The organism is Mycolicibacterium wolinskyi str. Jessa 2025, assembly GCF_049241375.1.
GTDB classification, from domain to species: Bacteria; Actinomycetota; Actinomycetes; order Mycobacteriales; family Mycobacteriaceae; genus Mycobacterium; species Mycobacterium wolinskyi.
This window is the reverse complement of record NZ_CP185960.1, coordinates 2,230,225-2,245,600: the sequence shown is the minus strand read 5'-3', so window position 1 is coordinate 2,245,600 and position 15,376 is coordinate 2,230,225. Positions and strand designations below refer to the sequence as shown.

Annotated in this window: 17 protein-coding genes; 12 read left to right on the top strand and 5 right to left on the bottom strand. The window is 66.4% G+C overall.

Annotated features, from left to right (window positions below; all coding sequences use genetic code 11):
• Nucleotides 1–49 precede the first annotated feature (49 nt).
• Together ACOI2T_RS11220 and ACOI2T_RS11215 are read right to left on the bottom strand one after the other, a co-directional pair.
• On the bottom strand, nt 50–1,225 hold the full coding sequence (locus ACOI2T_RS11220) for an acyl-CoA dehydrogenase family protein (protein WP_409501260.1): 1,176 nt from the start codon (nt 1,223–1,225) through the stop codon (nt 50–52).
• Entirely contained in the window at nt 1,226–2,230 is a 1,005-nt protein-coding gene (locus ACOI2T_RS11215) for an acyl-CoA dehydrogenase family protein (RefSeq protein WP_409501259.1), read from the bottom strand.
• Between the two features lie 242 nt (nt 2,231–2,472).
• Here ACOI2T_RS11215 and ACOI2T_RS11210 point away from each other — a divergent pair, with 242 nt between their 5' ends.
• The 4 genes from ACOI2T_RS11210 to ACOI2T_RS11195 are packed head-to-tail and all read left to right on the top strand — an operon-like array spanning nt 2,473 to nt 6,037.
• Nucleotides 2,473–3,576 (top strand): amidohydrolase family protein, encoded by a 1,104-nt coding sequence (locus tag ACOI2T_RS11210; RefSeq protein WP_409501877.1) that lies wholly within the window; start codon nt 2,473–2,475, stop codon nt 3,574–3,576.
• 15 nt (nt 3,577–3,591) lie between these two features.
• Nucleotides 3,592–4,734, top strand: a complete 1,143-nt coding sequence (locus tag ACOI2T_RS11205) for an amidohydrolase family protein (protein WP_085143750.1) — start codon at nt 3,592–3,594, stop codon at nt 4,732–4,734.
• Nucleotides 4,735–4,736: 2 nt separating this feature from the next.
• Nucleotides 4,737–5,126 (top strand): Rieske (2Fe-2S) protein, encoded by a 390-nt coding sequence (locus ACOI2T_RS11200; protein ID WP_085143751.1) that lies wholly within the window; start codon nt 4,737–4,739, stop codon nt 5,124–5,126.
• Nucleotides 5,123–6,037 carry an alpha/beta fold hydrolase gene (locus ACOI2T_RS11195; RefSeq protein WP_409501258.1) on the top strand — a complete coding sequence of 305 codons (915 nt, stop codon included), beginning with the start codon at nt 5,123–5,125 and terminating at the stop codon, nt 6,035–6,037. The genes ACOI2T_RS11200 and ACOI2T_RS11195 overlap by 4 nt, the downstream gene beginning before the upstream one ends.
• A 5-nt stretch (nt 6,038–6,042) precedes the next feature.
• On the opposite strand, the gene ACOI2T_RS11190 is transcribed toward ACOI2T_RS11195, so the two are convergent.
• Nucleotides 6,043–6,516 carry a hypothetical protein gene (locus ACOI2T_RS11190; RefSeq protein ID WP_409501257.1) on the bottom strand — a complete coding sequence of 158 codons (474 nt, stop codon included), beginning with the start codon at nt 6,514–6,516 and terminating at the stop codon, nt 6,043–6,045.
• A 27-nt stretch (nt 6,517–6,543) separates the two neighbouring features.
• Between ACOI2T_RS11190 and ACOI2T_RS11185 the strand changes: the two genes are divergently transcribed.
• The 8 genes from ACOI2T_RS11185 (at nt 6,544) to ACOI2T_RS11150 (ending at nt 13,756) form a co-directional block, all read left to right on the top strand.
• Nucleotides 6,544–7,839 (top strand): NADH-ubiquinone oxidoreductase-F iron-sulfur binding region domain-containing protein, encoded by a 1,296-nt coding sequence (locus tag ACOI2T_RS11185; RefSeq protein WP_409501256.1) that lies wholly within the window; start codon nt 6,544–6,546, stop codon nt 7,837–7,839.
• Nucleotides 7,836–8,063, top strand: a complete 228-nt coding sequence (locus tag ACOI2T_RS11180; RefSeq protein WP_067847726.1) for a ferredoxin — start codon at nt 7,836–7,838, stop codon at nt 8,061–8,063. Before ACOI2T_RS11185 ends, ACOI2T_RS11180 begins: the two co-directional genes overlap by 4 nt.
• 6 nt (nt 8,064–8,069) lie before the next feature.
• The gene (locus ACOI2T_RS11175; protein WP_409501255.1) at nt 8,070–9,725 is read left to right on the top strand and encodes a thiolase C-terminal domain-containing protein; all 1,656 of its coding nucleotides are present in this window, start codon (nt 8,070–8,072) and stop codon (nt 9,723–9,725) included.
• A gap of 2 nt (nt 9,726–9,727) precedes the next feature.
• Nucleotides 9,728–10,594, top strand: coding sequence for an alpha/beta fold hydrolase (locus ACOI2T_RS11170; RefSeq protein WP_409501254.1), 867 nt, complete (start codon nt 9,728–9,730; stop codon nt 10,592–10,594).
• Nucleotides 10,594–11,412: an NAD(P)-dependent oxidoreductase gene (locus tag ACOI2T_RS11165; protein WP_409501253.1), complete on the top strand. Its 819-nt coding sequence runs from the start codon at nt 10,594–10,596 to the stop codon at nt 11,410–11,412. The genes ACOI2T_RS11170 and ACOI2T_RS11165 overlap by 1 nt, the downstream gene beginning before the upstream one ends.
• Complete coding sequence (locus ACOI2T_RS11160) at nt 11,412–12,206, top strand: NAD(P)-dependent oxidoreductase (protein ID WP_409501252.1); 795 nt, start codon at nt 11,412–11,414, stop codon at nt 12,204–12,206. Before ACOI2T_RS11165 ends, ACOI2T_RS11160 begins: the two co-directional genes overlap by 1 nt.
• Nucleotides 12,207–12,353: 147 nt before the next feature.
• Complete coding sequence (locus tag ACOI2T_RS11155) at nt 12,354–13,559, top strand: cytochrome P450 (protein ID WP_409501251.1); 1,206 nt, start codon at nt 12,354–12,356, stop codon at nt 13,557–13,559.
• Entirely contained in the window at nt 13,556–13,756 is a 201-nt protein-coding gene (locus ACOI2T_RS11150; protein WP_409501250.1) for a ferredoxin, read from the top strand. Before ACOI2T_RS11155 ends, ACOI2T_RS11150 begins: the two co-directional genes overlap by 4 nt.
• 394 nt (nt 13,757–14,150) lie before the next feature.
• Here the strand turns inward: ACOI2T_RS11150 and ACOI2T_RS11145 are convergent, their stop codons facing one another.
• Both ACOI2T_RS11145 and ACOI2T_RS11140 read right to left on the bottom strand, forming a co-directional pair.
• Entirely contained in the window at nt 14,151–15,068 is a 918-nt protein-coding gene (locus ACOI2T_RS11145) for an LLM class F420-dependent oxidoreductase (RefSeq protein ID WP_409501249.1), read from the bottom strand.
• 14 nt (nt 15,069–15,082) lie between these two features.
• Nucleotides 15,083–15,373, bottom strand: coding sequence for a DUF1330 domain-containing protein (locus tag ACOI2T_RS11140; protein WP_067847750.1), 291 nt, complete (start codon nt 15,371–15,373; stop codon nt 15,083–15,085).
• Nucleotides 15,374–15,376 lie beyond the last annotated feature (3 nt).

Sequence of the window (15,376 nt, the reverse complement as noted above, 5' to 3'; positions counted from 1 at the left end):
CCGGAATTCGCTTTCCGCGGTACCCACGCGTCTGCTCGCGCAAGGAAAGTCAGTGCCGCGGCAGGCCTAGCACCTGCGTCGCGATGATGTTGCGCTGAATCTCCGAGGTGCCACCGGCGATGGTGCCGCCGAAGCTGCGGGCGTAGCGCTCGAACCAGCTCGCGAAATAGTGGTCGAGGTTCATGTGTTCGTACGGGCCGGTGGTCGAGGGATGGATCAACCCGTCGGGACCGGCTGCGGTCAAGGCGTTTTCGAATGCGTTGCGCTCAGCCTCGGAGCCGAACAGCTTCAGCACCGACACCGACGCGGTGTCCGCCTCGCCACGCGACGCCTTCGCGAGTGCGGCCGAACCCATGGCCCGCAACGCCTGGTAGTCCATGATCGTGGTGGCGTACTGGTCACGCTCAAGCTCTGTGCGCGGCTCGAAATCGGCGAGCATGTTGTCGATGCGGTCGGCAAAACCCAGCCACATCATGGTGCGCTCATGGCCGAGCGATCCGTTGGCCACACCCCAGCCGCCGTTCAGCGGCCCGACGAGGTTCTCGGCGGGCAACCTGGCATCGGTGAAGAAGACCTCGTTGAAGTCGAGGTTCTCTTGACCGGTCATGTCGGCGAATGGCCGGCACACCACACCAGGGGTGTCGGTCGGGATGATCAGCGCACTGATTCCCTTGTGCTTCGGTGCATCCGGGTCGGTACGGACGAAGGTCAGCAGGAAGTCTGCGTCGTGCGCGCCAGAAGTCCACACTTTCTGTCCGTTGACCACGAACTCGTCGCCGTCCAGCACCGCGCGGGTCCGCAGCGACGCCAGGTCGGAGCCGGCGCTCGGTTCGCTCATACCCAGGGACGCCGTCCGCTCACCACGCAGCACCGGCACCGCCCAGCGGCGCTTCTGCTCGTCCGAGCCGAATGTAAGCAGCGACGCCGCAATGATATTGACGCCCTGCGGATTGAAGCTGTGGTAGATCCGCCGCCGGCACAGCTCATCGAGGTGGACGAAAGTCTGCACCACGCTGGCGTTGCGTCCGCCGAACTCGGGCGGCTGGGCCGGCAGCAGCCAACCGTTGTCGAACAGCAGCCGCTGCCAGTCGCGTGCCCACTGCGGCATGTGCGACACCGACCGGGGCCGCTCCAAAGTCTGCGCCTCGGAGGGCAGGTTGGCATCGAGGAACGCGGCGAACTCGGCGCGAAACTCCTCGACGTCGGAATCGAATGTCAGCTGCATTTACAGACCCCTGTAGCTCGTGCGGTACTCGGCGGCGATCACCGCGCGGTGTTCGGCCGCGCCGCCCAACAGCAGCTCGCCTGCCTTGGCCCGCTTCAACGCGAACTGCACGTCGTTCTCCCACGTGAAGCCCATGGCCCCGAACAACTGCAGGCCGTGACGGAACACGATTGCCTGGCACTCCCCCGCCGCGGCCTTGGCCATCGCCGAAGCCAGCCGGCGCCGGGGATCGTCGGCCGCGATGGTCAGTGCGGCGAAGTACGAGAGGGCGCGGGCACGTTCGATCGCGACGTGCATGTCGACGGCCTTGTGCTGCACGGCCTGGAACGACCCGATCGCCACCCCGAACTGCTGACGCTGTTTGACATGCTCGAGCGCGAGGTCGAGGACGCGTTGGCAGGCGCCGACGGTGGTCACCGCCATCCCGGTCAACGCCAGATGCCGTGCCTTGTCGGTGTCGGCGTGCACACGGTCGGTGTCCGGCACGTGGACGTCGTCGAACGACACCTCCGCGACATGCAGTACCGGATCGAATATCGGGCTGCGGCGGACGATGGCCTTGCCCGCGTCGATCAGGAACACACCGGCGTCGGTGACGACCGCGAGCGACTCGGCACGGTCACCGTCGAGGACGTGATGGGCGGTGCCGGTCAGCACCCAGCCCGAGGCGTCGCGGTGGGCGGCCACCCCGCTGTAGACGGCAGTGCCGGCATGCGCGGTGTCGAACCGGTCCCCCGCCAGCGGCGCGAACTGCGTCATCGTCGCGAGATAGGGCGTCAGATCGGTGGCGCGCCCGAGTTCTTCCAGGACGATCGCGAGCTCGACGGCGTTCTCCGGATCGGTGAGCTCCGTCCAGCCCTGGTCGATATAGCTCTTCCACAGGGGCGTCGGATCGACATCCTGTTCGGCAACTTCACGGACCAGCGTGGCCGGGCACTGCTTGGTGACCGCATCGCGCACGGTCTCCTGCCATAGCCGCTGATCGGCATCGAATTCGAGTAGCACCCGCCGCCTCCTGCTGCACTGTCACGTCGCGATGAGAATAGCATTCTCTTTAGACGATCTGTCGTTCTCGCCATGCAGACGTGGACTCTCCCTGCACCGACGCCGCGCAGCTGATCAGCAGTGGCGCTCACCTGCACCGGAACGAAGCTCGCGCCCGAGAACAATGTTCTTGCTATTGAAGAATATCGATCTAAACTGCAAAGAGATCCGGTGTCGTCGGCACACCGTCATTGGAGGCAGCCCTGGTGATCCAGCACAGCGACGGAACCCAATCCCCCGTCATCGACACCAGCGTGCACATCTTCTTCGGGTCCAACAAGGACTTGCGGCAGAACTTCCTACGAGAACCGTTCGCCAGCCGCGGTTTTCCCGACTACGAGATGAACTGGTACGGCGCGCCCGGCGGCGAGTACGCCAAGGGCACCAAGGGACCGGACCGCCAGTACCCCGGATCGGACCCGGATCTGGCGGCTCAGCACCTGTTCGACGACCGCGGCGTCGACATCGCGATCCTGCACCCGATGACGCGCGGCATCATGCCGGACCGTCATCTGGGCACCGCGCTGGCCAGCGCACACAACGAGATGATGGTGACGCGCTGGCTCGAACACGACGAGCACGGCGAGAAGTTCCGCGGCACGATCCGCGTCAACCCCGACGACATCACCGGGGCGCTGCGCGAGATCAAGAAGTACCAGGACCATCCGCGCGTCGTGCAGATCGGCATTCCGATGCAATCGCGCGAGCTGTACGGCAAGCCGCAATTCTGGCCGCTGTGGGACGCTGCCGCCGACGCCGGACTGCCGGTGGCCGTCCACATCGAAGGCGGTGCGGGCATCCAGTTCGCGCCGACGCCGTCGGGCAAGACGCGCACCTACGAGCAGTACCTCGGCTTCATGGCGCTCAACTACCTCTACCACCTGATGAACATGATCGCCGAGGGCGTGTTCGAACGGACACCGACGCTCAAATTCGTGTGGGCCGACGGCGCCGCCGATCTGCTGACGCCGTTCATGTGGCGCATGGACTGCTTCGGCCGTCCCCACCTTGAGCAAACGCCGTGGGCGCCGAAAATGCCGAGCGATTACCTGCCCGGGCACGTCTACTTCGTGCAAGGCGCGCTCGACGGGCCCGGAGATGTCGAGTTCGCCGGCGAATGGTTCGGGTTCACCGGCAAGGAAGACATGGTGATGTTCGGGTCGAGCTACCCGCACTGGCAGCTCAACGAACCCCGCGTACCGGCCGCATTCACCACCGAACAACGCGAAAAGTTGTTGTGGCGCAACGCGGCCGAGCTCTACGGCCTGCAGAGCGCACTCACATCGTCGGCCGTGGCGGCACAGTAGAGGGAGGCTTGTGAGATGACGATTACGGCGAACCCGCGGGTGCCCGCGGCCGAGCGAATCGCTGTGCGGTGCGTGGATTCCGACGTCCACCCCATGCCCAAGCGTGGCGAACTGCTCGAGTACATTCCCGAACCCTGGCGCAGCAAGTACTTCCGCAGCCACCCCGTCGGCGAACAGATCTATTACGACGCACCGGATTACGCGCACGCCTACGCGATGCGCGTCGACGCATTCCCGCCGGACGGCGAATTCGCCTGCAGTGACCCGGATATGGCCCTGCGCCAGCTCGTCATGGAGGCCGGCTCGGACATCGCGATCCTGGAGCCCACCCATTCCGAGGCCAGGCTGGGTGAGGCCACCGCGGCGTACTGCACCGCGATCAACCAATGGCTGGCCAACCACTGGCTCGACAGCCACAACAACTGGCATGAGCGGTGGCGGGGTTCGATCTGTGTCGCGATCGAGGAACCGCACACCGCGGTGGCCGAGATCGAGAAGTGGGCCGAACATCCCTATATGGCGCAGGTTCTCATGAAGGCCGAACCGCGCCCATCCTGGGGCGATCCGAAATACGACCCGATCTGGGCCGCGGCAACCAAACACGACATCACCGTCAGCTGCCACCTGTCGCGCGGCGAGTACGAGACACTCCCGATTCCGCCTGTGGGGCTGCCGAGCTACAACCACGACTTCATGGTCACCTACTCGCTGCTGGCGGCCAATCAGGTGATGAGCCTGATCTTCGACGGCGTGTTCGACCGGTTCCCGACGCTGCGGATCGTGTTCGTCGAGCACGCGTTCACCTGGATCCTGCCGCTCATGTGGCGCATGGACGCGATCTATGAGGCGCGCAAGTCGTGGATGGACATCAAGCGCAAACCCAGCGAGTACGTCAAGGACCACATCAAGTTCACCACCCAGCCTCTCGATTATCCCGAGGACAAGACCGAACTGTCGCGGGCCTTCGAATGGATGGAGTGCGAGAAGATCCTGCTCTACAGCAGCGACTACCCGCACTGGACGTTCGACGATCCGCGCTGGCTCGTCAAACATCTCCCCGACCACGCCCGCGAGGCCATCATGTTCCGCAACGGGATTGAGACCTACAAATTGCCCGAGACCGTTCCGGTCCTCGAGGGCCAGGTGCGGGTGTTCTGAAATTGGCCGAGCAGAAACCGCCCCGGCTCGCACAGGGACGCGAGCACGTCGTCGCCACCGTCGACGAAATCCCGCCCGGCACACATAAACTGGTGCCGATCGGCCGCCACGGTGTCGGCGTGTACAACGTCAACGGCACGTTCTACGCCATCGCGAACTACTGCCCGCACGAGGGCGGTCCGTTGTGCGCGGGCCGGGCGCGGGGACGCACCGTCGTCGACGAGACCGCACCGGGCGATGCGGTCATGGTGCGCGACATGGAGTACATCTACTGCCCCTGGCATCAATGGGGTTTCGAATTGGCAACCGGCACCACCGCGGTCAAGCCGGAATGGAGCATCCGTACCTACCCGGTGCGGGTCGTGGGTGATGAAGTGTTGGTGATGGCATGAGCGATACGGCGACGATCCTTGGCACCCCGGACCTCAAGCGGGGCGAGAAGTCCATAGAGATCAACGGCGGCAACGTCGTCTATGAGATCCTCGGCAAAGAGGGTGACTTCATCGCGCTCACCCCGGGCGGTCGGTTCAGCAAGGACATCCCCGGGCTGCGGCCGCTGGCGCAGGCGCTCGTCAAAGGCGGCTATCGCGTGCTGTTGTGGGACCGCCCCAACTGCGGCAAGTCCGACGTGCAGTTCTACGGCCAGAGCGAATCCCACATGCGGGCCGAGACGCTCTACACGCTGATCTCGAAACTCGGTATCGGGCCGTGCATCATCGCGGGCGGCTCGGGCGGCGCTCGGGACTCGATGCTGACGACGATGCTCTATCCCGAAATCGTCACCAAGCTCGTGGTGTGGAACATCGTCGGAGGCGTGTACGGCTCGTTCGTCCTGGGCTCCTACTACATCGTTCCGAGCATCCTCGCGGTACGCGGCGCCGGTATGAAAGCCGTTGCCAACATTGACGAGTGGAAGGAACGGATCGCCGAGAACCCCGCGAACCGCGAGCGCATCCTGGCCCAGGACTCCGACGAGTTCCTCAAGCTGATGCTGCGCTGGCTCAATGCCTTCGTACCGAAACCGGGTCAGACGATCCCCGGCGTCGAAGACGAGATGTTCGACAACATCAAGGTTCCGACGCTGATCATCCGGGGCGGCGAGAACGACCTCGACCATCCCAAGCGCACCTCACTGGAGGTGAGCTGCCTGATCAAGGGCTCCAAGCTGATCGATCCGCCGTGGCCCGAGGACGCCTGGGAGCGGGCCGGCGAGGCACGCGCATCCGGGAAGGTCAAGCGCTTCAACATGTTCGACACGTGGGTGCAGGCCGCACCCGCGATTCTGGAATTCCTGAAGTCGTGACGGCCTCAGACCGTTCGGATGTGCACCTCGCAGTTGAGCGAGGCTTCCAGTGCGGTGTGGATGCGGCTTTCCGGGATGCGTTCCAGGTCGGCCTTGCGCAGCGTCACGCTCACGACGTCCCAGCCGTCCTGATCGACCGACCGGGCGATCTCGCCGGACAGCCCGAACCCGGCGAGCACCCCGCGGGCATCCTCGTCGGTACCGCGGCTGACGAAAGTCACCACGCCCGCCGCGGGTGTCGTACCGAAGGCCTTGGCGCACAGATCGATCGCGACAGTCTGCAGCTGCCGCGCATCCTCTCCGGCGATGAGGACCTCCACTTCCCGTCGGTGCGCCGGAAGGCCGGCCAGCTGGTTGTCCAGCACGTCGGCACCACGCTCGACGAGCAGTTCCCGGAGCACCGCCATGCCGTCGGCTAGCTGCTGCGGCCCGAGCTCCCCCGCCGGGTCCACTCCGACTCGCACCACCGCAGTTCTCATGCCGGTAAGCCTAGCCGGGGACGGGATGTGACCATGACGACCGATCTGACGGTGGCGGCCTGGCCCGGGTTGACGCCGCGGCTGCTGCGCACCGAGCCCGAGACCCTCGCCGATTACACGACGGCGGGAGGCTATGGCCCCCTTGACGACCCGCAGGAGCTTCTCGACACCGTGACCGCCAGTGGGCTGCTCGGGCGTGGCGGTGCGGCGTTTCCCCTTGCGGTGAAGCTGCGCACGGTGCGTGACAACGGCCATGATGCGGGCGGGGCCGTCGTGATCGCCAACGGTGAGGAAGGTGAGCCGGCATCGGTCAAGGACCGGTGGCTGCTGCGGAACCGCCCGCACGCCGTCCTCGACGGGTTGCGGTTGGCCGCCGGTATCGTCGCTGCCGATCGTGCTGTGGTGTACGTGTCCGACGCCGCGGCCGCGCATTGCGTGCAGCATGCCCTCGGTGAGCTGAGCGGCGAATTCGGCTCCACCGCAGTCGAACTGGTCACAGTCGCCCCGGGTTATGTCGCCGGTGAGGAGACCGCTGCCGTGCACGTCGTGAACGGCGGGCCGGCCAAACCCACCGACAAGCCGCCGCGGCCGTTCGAGGAGGGTGTCGACGGCCTGCCCACCCTGATCAGCAACGTGGAGACACTGACGCACCTCGCCTATCTCCATCAGCATGGCGCCGCCGAATTCCGGTCGGTGGGAACCGGCGATTCCCCGGGAACCTTCCTCGCCACGATCACCGGAGGCGGGCGCCCGCCCGCTCTGTACGAGCTGCCGCACGGTGTCGCATTTTCCGATCTTCTGACGCTGCACGGTGTTTCGCCCGACAAGGTCAGCGGTACGCTCATGGGCGGCTACTTCGCCGGCCTGCTCAATCGCGACATCCTCGGCGCCAGCCTCGATCACGAGACCGTCCGCGGGCTCGGCAGCGGTTTGGGATGCGGCGCCATCAGCATTCTCACCGACGACTGCCCGGTGGCCGTCGCCGCGGCCGTGCTGGCCTACTTCGACCGTGAGAACGCCGGCCAGTGCGGATCCTGTTTCAACGGCACGGCGGCCATGGCCGCGGTCGCGACGGCATTGCGGGACGGCGACGCCACCGAGGACGACGTGGCGCGGCTGCGCCGGTGGTCTGTCGTGCTGCGCGGCCGCGGGGCCTGCGCGACTCTCGACGGGGCGGCCAACGTCGCTGCGAGCCTGCTCGCACAGTTCCCGGGCATCGTGCAACGCCATCTCGATAATTCTTGCCGCACTTGTGATTCCGCGGCATTCACGGCGGTGCGACCGTACGAGGTGGAGCAACTGGAGGCGGTGATGGCGGTATGAAGGTCAAGCTCGACCGCACGATGTGTGACGGCTTCGGATTGTGCGCGAAACACGCACCGGAGTACTTCCCGCTCGACGATTGGGGATACGCGTCGCTCGAAGGCACCGGCGCGGTGCCCGCGGAGGACGAGGATGCCGTCAAGCGTGCGTTACTGGATTGCCCGGTGCACGCGATCATCGAATTGAAAGACAAGCGGCGGCGCCCCGCCGGCGAGAAGGGATAGGCCGACTTGGCAGAGATACCCGGGCGTCCGCTCCCGTCCGTCACCGCGCTGAACGAGTACTACTGGACCGCAGGTGCGGACGGCGTGCTGCGGCTGCAGGAGTGCCAGGACTGCAACGCGCTCATCCATCCACCGCAGCCGGTGTGCCGTTACTGCCGCAGTCGTGACCTGGGTGTGCGCGAGGTGTCGGGACGCGGTTCGCTGGCCGGGTTCACGATCAACCACCGGTTCGGCTTCCCAGACCTGCCACCGCCGTATGTGGTCGCCGAGGTCGCCGTCGCCGAGGATCCGCGAGTCCGGTTGACCACCAACATCGTCGACTGCGACCCCGAGACCCTGAAGCTCGGGCAGCCGGTGGAGGTCGACTTCCAGCACGTCGAGGACGTCTGGCTGCCGGTGTTCAAACCGTCCGCCGACACCACCCCCGTTCCTTCCCCGGTCGACGAGATCGCGCCCCAGGACATCGGCAAGTACGTCCGGCCGATGCTGACCGAGAAGAAGTTCGAGGACCACTCCGCGATCACCGGCATCGGGATGTCGACGATCGGCCGCCGGCTGATGGTCCCGCCGCTGTCGCTGACCATCGAAGCCGCCGCGGAGGCGGTCGCCGACGCCGGCCTGACGTTCGACGACATCGACGGGCTGTCGACCTATCCCGGCCTCGACATGGCCGGCATGGGCGAGGGCGGCGTCAGCGCGCTGGAGGGCGCGCTCAGACTGCGGCCGACGTGGATCAACGGCGGCATGGACACGTTCGGTCCCGGCGGCTCGGTCATCGCCGCGATGATGGCCGTCGCGACCGGCATGGCCCGGCACGTGCTGTGCTTCCGCACGCTGTGGGAGGCGACGTTCGGCCAGCTCGTCAAGGAAGGCAAGATGTCGCCGCCCATGGGCGGCCGCACCAACAGTTGGCAACACCCGTACGGCGCCACCTCGGCCGCACACACGTTGGCGCAGAACGCGGGAAGGCATTTCGACCGATACGGCACCACCCGCGAAACACTCGGCTGGATCGCGCTCAACCAGCGAGCCAACGCCGCGCTGAACCCCACCGCGATCTACCGCGATCCGATGACGATGGACGACTACCTGTCGGCCCGTACGATCACGACGCCGTTCGGCCTCTACGACTGCGACGTGCCGTGCGACGGCGCGGTGGCCGTGATCGTGTCGGCCATCGACGCCGCGCGCGATCTGGCCAAGCCGCCCATCCGGTTCGAGGCGGTGGGCACTCAGATCATCGAACGCCTCGACTGGGACCAGACCACACTGACCCACGAACCACAGGTGCTCGGCCAGAGCGCGCACCTGTGGTCGCGAACCTCGTTGCGGCCCAGCGATGTCGACGTTGCCGAGCTCTACGACGGCTTCACCTTCAACTGCCTGTCCTGGCTAGAAGGACTTGGTTTCTGCGGTATCGGCGAGGCCAAGGACTTTCTGGACGGCGGCCACAACATCGCGCGCGACGGCATCATCCCGCTCAACACCCACGGCGGTCAGTTGTCGCACGGCCGCACGCACGGCATGGGCCTGATCCACGAGGCCGTCACGCAATTGCGCGGCGAGGCCGGCGACCGGCAGGTCGCGAACGCCAAGGTGGCCGTGGCGAGTTCGGGCGGGCTGACCCCAAGCGGGGTGCTGCTGCTGCGGACGGACGACTGACCATGGCCAGGAGCGCCCCGCACCCCAGAGTCGTCATGGTCGACGGCGTGCCGATGTCGGCATTGGTCGCCGAGGCGGCCGACCCGCGCGCCGTCGTCGTCGCACTGCACGGCGGCGCCACCACGTCGGCCTATTTCGATTGCCCCGGCCATCCCGAGCTGTCATTGCTGCGGGCGGCGGTGGAGCGCGGGTTCACCGTGGTCGCGCTGGATCGCCCCGGCTACGGCGCGTCGGCCGCCTATCCCGACTCGATGGCACACCCCGATCAACGTGTCGCGTTGGCCTTCGGTGCGGTCGAGCGCATCGCGGGCCCGGACCCGGTGTTTCTGCTGGGCCATTCGATGGGTTGCGAACTGGCGGTGCGGATGGCGGTCACCGGATCCGTTCTGGGTGTGTCGCTGGCCGGCACCGGGCTGCGGTATCGGTCCGGAGCTCGTGACATCCTCAAGAACGCGGCCGTCGACCGCCGTCCGCGCGGGCTCCGCGACCTGCTGTGGCAACCGCAGCGCCTGTACCCCACCGACGTGCTGGGCAACGGCTTGTCGGCTGGCGGCACGCTGTACGAGGCCGACGTCGTCAAAACCTGGGCATCCCACGACTTTCCGGAGCTTGCAGCGCAAGTCACGGTGCCGGTGCAGTTCCTGGCGGGCGATCACGAAAACGTCTGGGAGTCCGACGCCGACGCGCTCGCCAAGATCGCCGCGCTGTTTCGTGCCGCACCGCGGGTGGATGTCGGCGAGGTCGCCGAAAGCGGTCACAACCTGAGTGTCGGACTGACCGCCAGCACGTATCACCGCAGGGTTTTGTCGTTTGCCGATGAGTGCGTGGCAGGTTCCGCCCGCACCGCAACGGAAGTGGAGGCAGGTTGATGCGAGTCGGATTTATCGGATTGGGCAGCCAGGGAGCCCCGATGGCTCGCCGGATCGTCGAGGGCGGCTACGAAACCACACTGTGGGCGCGCCGACCGGCCTCGGTCGAACCGTTCGCCGACACCGCGGCCAAGGTCGCCGGCTCCCCCGCCGAACTGGCCGCGGCCAGTGACCTCGTGTGCCTGTGCGTGGTCGGCGACGACGACGTCAGGCAGGTGCTCGGCGGCGAAAACGGTGTCCTGGCCGGCCTGGCGCCCGGCGGGATCATCGCCATCCATTCGACAGTGCATCCCGACACGTGCGCCGAGATCGCCGAACAGGCTGCCGCTCAGGGTGTTTCGGTGATCGATGCACCGGTCAGCGGTGGCGAACCCGCGGCCACGGCGGGCACGTTGCTCGTGATGGTCGGCGGAGACGCCGACGTTGTCGAACGCGCCCGCCCGGTGTTCGCCACCTACGCCGATCCCATCGTGCACCTCGGCGGGGTCGGCGCAGGCCAGGTCGCCAAGATCCTCAACAATCTGCTGTTCAGCGCCAATCTGGGTGCGGCGATGAGCGCACTGGAACTCGGTGAGGCCCTCGGTGTTCCACGTTCGGCGCTGTGTGAGGTGATCACGCGAGGCTCGGCGACCAGCAAGGCGCTCAACAGCATCGCGATGTTCGGCGGCACGCTCGACAACCTGGCACCCATCGCCGGCGCGCTGTTGCAGAAGGATTGCCGGCACGCGGCAAGTCTTGCCGACACCGCATCGGCGCCTCAGGGCGCCGTATTCGACGCGGCCGATGCGGCGCTGGCGCTCATGAACCACCCGCGCTGATGCGTATCGGTGTCATCGGTGTCGGCCGGATGGGCACCCCGATGGTGCAGCGCCTCGTCGGGGCCGGGCATGACGTGCACGCGGTGGGCCGCACCGACGACAAACGCGCCGCCGCAGCCGAATTGGGTGCGCATCCGGTGTCCTGCTCCGCGGACGCCGGCCGAGACGCCGACGTCGTGATCGTGTGCGTCTTCACCGACCAGCAGGTGCGCGCGATCTGCCTCGATGACGACCTGGTCGGCGCCATGCGGCCCGGATCGGTCATCGTGCTGCACACCACGGGAAGTCCGCGCACTGCCGAGGAGATCGCGCGCCGGGCAGCCGAACACGACGTCGCCGTCGTCGACGCCCCGGTCAGCGGAGGTCCGCACGACATCGCCGCCGGTACGGTGACGGTCTTCATGGGCGGCTCCGACGATGCCGTCGCGCGAGCCCGGCCGGCCGTGGCCGCATACGCCGATCCGTTGTTGCACGTCGGCCCGATCGGAGCGGGCCAACGGGTCAAGCTCGTCAACAACACGTTGTTCGCGGCCCAGATCGGCTTGGTCGCGGAAGGCGTCCGCCTCGGCGGTGAGCTCGGCATCGACGAATCCACGCTGCTGACCGCACTCACGCACGGCAGTGCGGGCAGCCGCGCGCTCAGCGGCATCGCCGCGACGGGATCGGCCGATGCGTTCATCACCAGGGTCGGTGAGTTCATCGGCAAGGACGTCGCCGTGGTACGCACGACAGCCGCTGAGCTGGGCACTGATCTGGGTCTGCTCGACGCGACGGTCAGCGCGGCACTGAAGTAAGGCCGCGCGCCGATCGCGACCTGATCAACACCTATTTTGTGCTTTTCAACGACTCTCAAACGGATTACTGTTACCGTTACAGTTCAGCAGTTTCCCGTAACGCCTCTCAGTGCGCTTCCGGCACAGCCCGCCGTGGAGGAGGAGCCCATGACCAAGCCTCAGGTGATATTCGATCCGTTCTCGGAGGACTACTTCAACAACCCCTTCGACATCTACCGGCAGATGCGCGAGGAGGCCCCGCTGCACTACAGCGCGGAGCAGGACTTCTACGCCCTCACGCGCCACGAGGACGTCGCGGCGGCACTCAAGGACCACGAGGCGTTCTCGTCGTCGCGCGGCTGCGATCTGGCGATGGTCCAGGGCGATGAGCCGCCGCAGAAATCGATCATCTTCATGGATCCGCCCGACCATCGGCACATGCGCAGCCTGCTCAACAAGGCCTTCACGCCACGGGCCGTTCAGGCGCAGAAGGACACCATCGTCGAGCAGATCGACCACTACCTCGGCATGATCGACTCCGACGAGTTCGACATCGTGCAGGACTTCTCCGGCCCGTTCCCGGTCGAGGTGATCACCCGGATGGCCGGTGTCGACCCGGAATACCGTCAGCAGGTCCGGCACTGGATCGACACGAGCCTGTCGCGCGAACCGGGCCAGATCGGTTACTCCGAGGCCGGGATACAGGCCAACATCGACACCGCGATCTATTACTACTCGCTCGTGCAGAAGCGGCGGGAGCACCCGCAGGACGACATGATCAGTCGGCTGATCGCCGCCGAGATCCCGGGCGAGGACGGCCAGATGCGCCGTCTGGACGACATCGAGATCACGGGCTTCGCGACCCTGCTCGGCGGCGCGGGCGCCGAGACCGTGACCAAGCTCGTCGGTACGGCGATGGTGTTGTTCGCGCGCCACCCCGAGCAGTGGCAGAAGCTGCTCGACGACCGCGACAAGGTTCCGGCCGCGGTCGAGGAACTCCTTCGCTACGAAGGCCCGGTGCAGTACAACGTGCGCTACACGCTGAAAGAGGCACACGTTCCCAGCGGCACCATCCCGGCGGGCAAGCCGGTATTCCTGATCAGCGCGGCGGCCAACCGTGATCCCGATGCGTTCACGAATGCCGACGCCTTCGACATCGACCGCAACCGAACCGAAGCGCAGAATCTGGGGCTGGGCTACGGAATCCACAGTTGCCTCGGGGCGGCGCTGGCCCGCATGGAGAGCGCGATCGCGCTGGAGAAACTCCTCGACTTCATGCCGCGCTACGAAGTGCAGTGGGACGGGCTGCAGCGCGTGCACATGCAGAACGTGGCGGGTTATTCGCATGTGCCAGTGAGGGTATTGCGCTCATGACCAAGAAAATCCATGTCGATTTCGGCCTGTGCGAAAGCAACGGCGTTTGCATGGGCGTGATTCCCGAGGTGTTCGATCTCGACGACGAAGACTACCTGCACGTCCTGCAGGAGGACGTGACGCCGAAGAACGAGGCCGCGGTCCGCGAGGCCGTCCGACAGTGCCCGCGCCAGGCCATCTCGATAGACGACGAGTAGTCGCTGCGGTTCGTCTTCGTACGCGGCGGTTTTCACTCCACGGGGCGCCGGACGGGAATGGTGACGGTCGGCCCGGCTGTTAGCGACAAAGTCGCTGAAACCGCCACATATGCCTCAGGGGCAGCACCCGTCCCGGAATGCTAAACCACAAGAGACACAAAGACATCCTGTTCCCAACCAGCCCCGGTGGTTGCGTGCCCGGCTATCAGCGACATTGTCGCTGCAAGGCGGGCAACACAATTCGCGATCCGCAGGAGGCTGGAGGGGCCAGAGTGCATGCTGGTGCCGACGGCATGGTACGGAGGCGAAGGATGTTACGCAGGAGGCGTTTTCAGCGACAATGTCGCTACTAGGCGGGCCGACCGACACAGCACCCGGAGACGCGCCTCGCGAGCTACGCCGCGATGACGGATTTCCCGAAACTTTCAACGGTTTCAAGCGCGTGGGTCAAGCTGTCGCCCGGGAGCGAAACATGTAGCCAGGTCACCCCGAGTGCGGACAGCTTCTCCACGCCGGCCAGGTAGGCGTCGGCATTGAAATCCTCATCACCCGGATTGCCGCCGTCGAAGTTGTTGAACACGATGTCGATCGACGCGGCGTCTCGATCGGCCGCATCCAACCGGACACGAAGATCGTCGATCCCGGCTGCCAACTTGTCCAGGGAATCGAGGGCCGCGGTTCCTGCCGTCTGCGCCAGGCCCGGCGGCGCGGCGAACGGGCACCAACCGTCACCGTGCCTCGCGACGCGTGCCCGCGCGGCGGAGGTGTTGCCGCCGATCCAGATCGGTGGATGCGGCTGGCTCACCGTACGCGGGTGGGCCGTGATGCCCCGAGCGCTGAAGTGCTTGCCCTCGAACGTCAGGTCGTCGGTGGTCCACACGGCACGGATGACTTCGAGCGCCTCATCGAACAGCTCGGTGCGCTCGTCGAATGCCACGCCGAGCGCCGCGAACTCGCGCTTGAGATACCCCACGCCGACCGCAAGCGTGAACCGACCACCCGACAGCAGGTCGAGGGTTGCGCCGGATTTGGCGACCACGAACGGGTTTCGGTACGGCAGGACGACGATGTTGGGCACGAGGCGCAGCGTCGTCGTCCCGGCCGCGGCGAACGCCATCGCCACGAAGGGGTCGAGCGCGTCGTGGCCGCCCGCGTCCAGCCAGCGCTGCGACGGGGCGGGGTGATCGGTGAACCCGAACCCGTCGAAGCCGGCGGCTTCGGCCGCAGCCGCCACCGCCGCGATCCCGTCGCCGCTCACCAGATCCGGATGATACGGATGGGTGTGCATCGGGTGCGTGATGCTGTAGTGCACTGCGGCCGCCGTGGTCAGGCGGGGAAGCCGGAGATGATCACGCCGTTGCAGTCAGCCGCGCTCTGGCGGACCTTGGCCGCCTTCTGGTAGGCGTCGGAGTAGTACCACTCGCGGGCGGCGTCGACGGACTCGAACTCGAGCACGACGGTCTGGGTGCCGTGCCAGGTGCCCTCGACGACTTCCGGTTTCTGGTCGACGGCGACGATGGTCGCGCCGGCCATGGCTTGCTGCGCCAGCTTCGCGTACTCGCCCATGCCCGCCGGATCCTTGATGTCCTCGGTGATGATTACATAGCCTTTTGCCATCGA

Excerpts from the sequence above, each read along its gene's own strand:
- ACOI2T_RS11220 (WP_409501260.1), bottom strand. The coding sequence starts at position 1,225 with ATGCAGCTGACATTCGATTCCGACGTCGAGGAGTTTCGCGCCGAGTTC.
- ACOI2T_RS11205 (WP_085143750.1), top strand. The coding sequence starts at position 3,592 with ATGACGATTACGGCGAACCCGCGGGTGCCCGCGGCCGAGCGAATCGCT.
- ACOI2T_RS11195 (WP_409501258.1), top strand. The coding sequence starts at position 5,123 with ATGAGCGATACGGCGACGATCCTTGGCACCCCGGACCTCAAGCGGGGC.
- ACOI2T_RS11190 (WP_409501257.1), bottom strand. The coding sequence starts at position 6,516 with ATGAGAACTGCGGTGGTGCGAGTCGGAGTGGACCCGGCGGGGGAGCTC.
- ACOI2T_RS11180 (WP_067847726.1), top strand. The coding sequence starts at position 7,836 with ATGAAGGTCAAGCTCGACCGCACGATGTGTGACGGCTTCGGATTGTGC.
- ACOI2T_RS11170 (WP_409501254.1), top strand. The coding sequence starts at position 9,728 with ATGGCCAGGAGCGCCCCGCACCCCAGAGTCGTCATGGTCGACGGCGTG.
- ACOI2T_RS11165 (WP_409501253.1), top strand. The coding sequence starts at position 10,594 with ATGCGAGTCGGATTTATCGGATTGGGCAGCCAGGGAGCCCCGATGGCT.
- ACOI2T_RS11160 (WP_409501252.1), top strand. The coding sequence starts at position 11,412 with ATGCGTATCGGTGTCATCGGTGTCGGCCGGATGGGCACCCCGATGGTG.
- ACOI2T_RS11155 (WP_409501251.1), top strand. The coding sequence starts at position 12,354 with ATGACCAAGCCTCAGGTGATATTCGATCCGTTCTCGGAGGACTACTTC.
- ACOI2T_RS11150 (WP_409501250.1), top strand. The coding sequence starts at position 13,556 with ATGACCAAGAAAATCCATGTCGATTTCGGCCTGTGCGAAAGCAACGGC.
- ACOI2T_RS11140 (WP_067847750.1), bottom strand. The coding sequence starts at position 15,373 with ATGGCAAAAGGCTATGTAATCATCACCGAGGACATCAAGGATCCGGCG.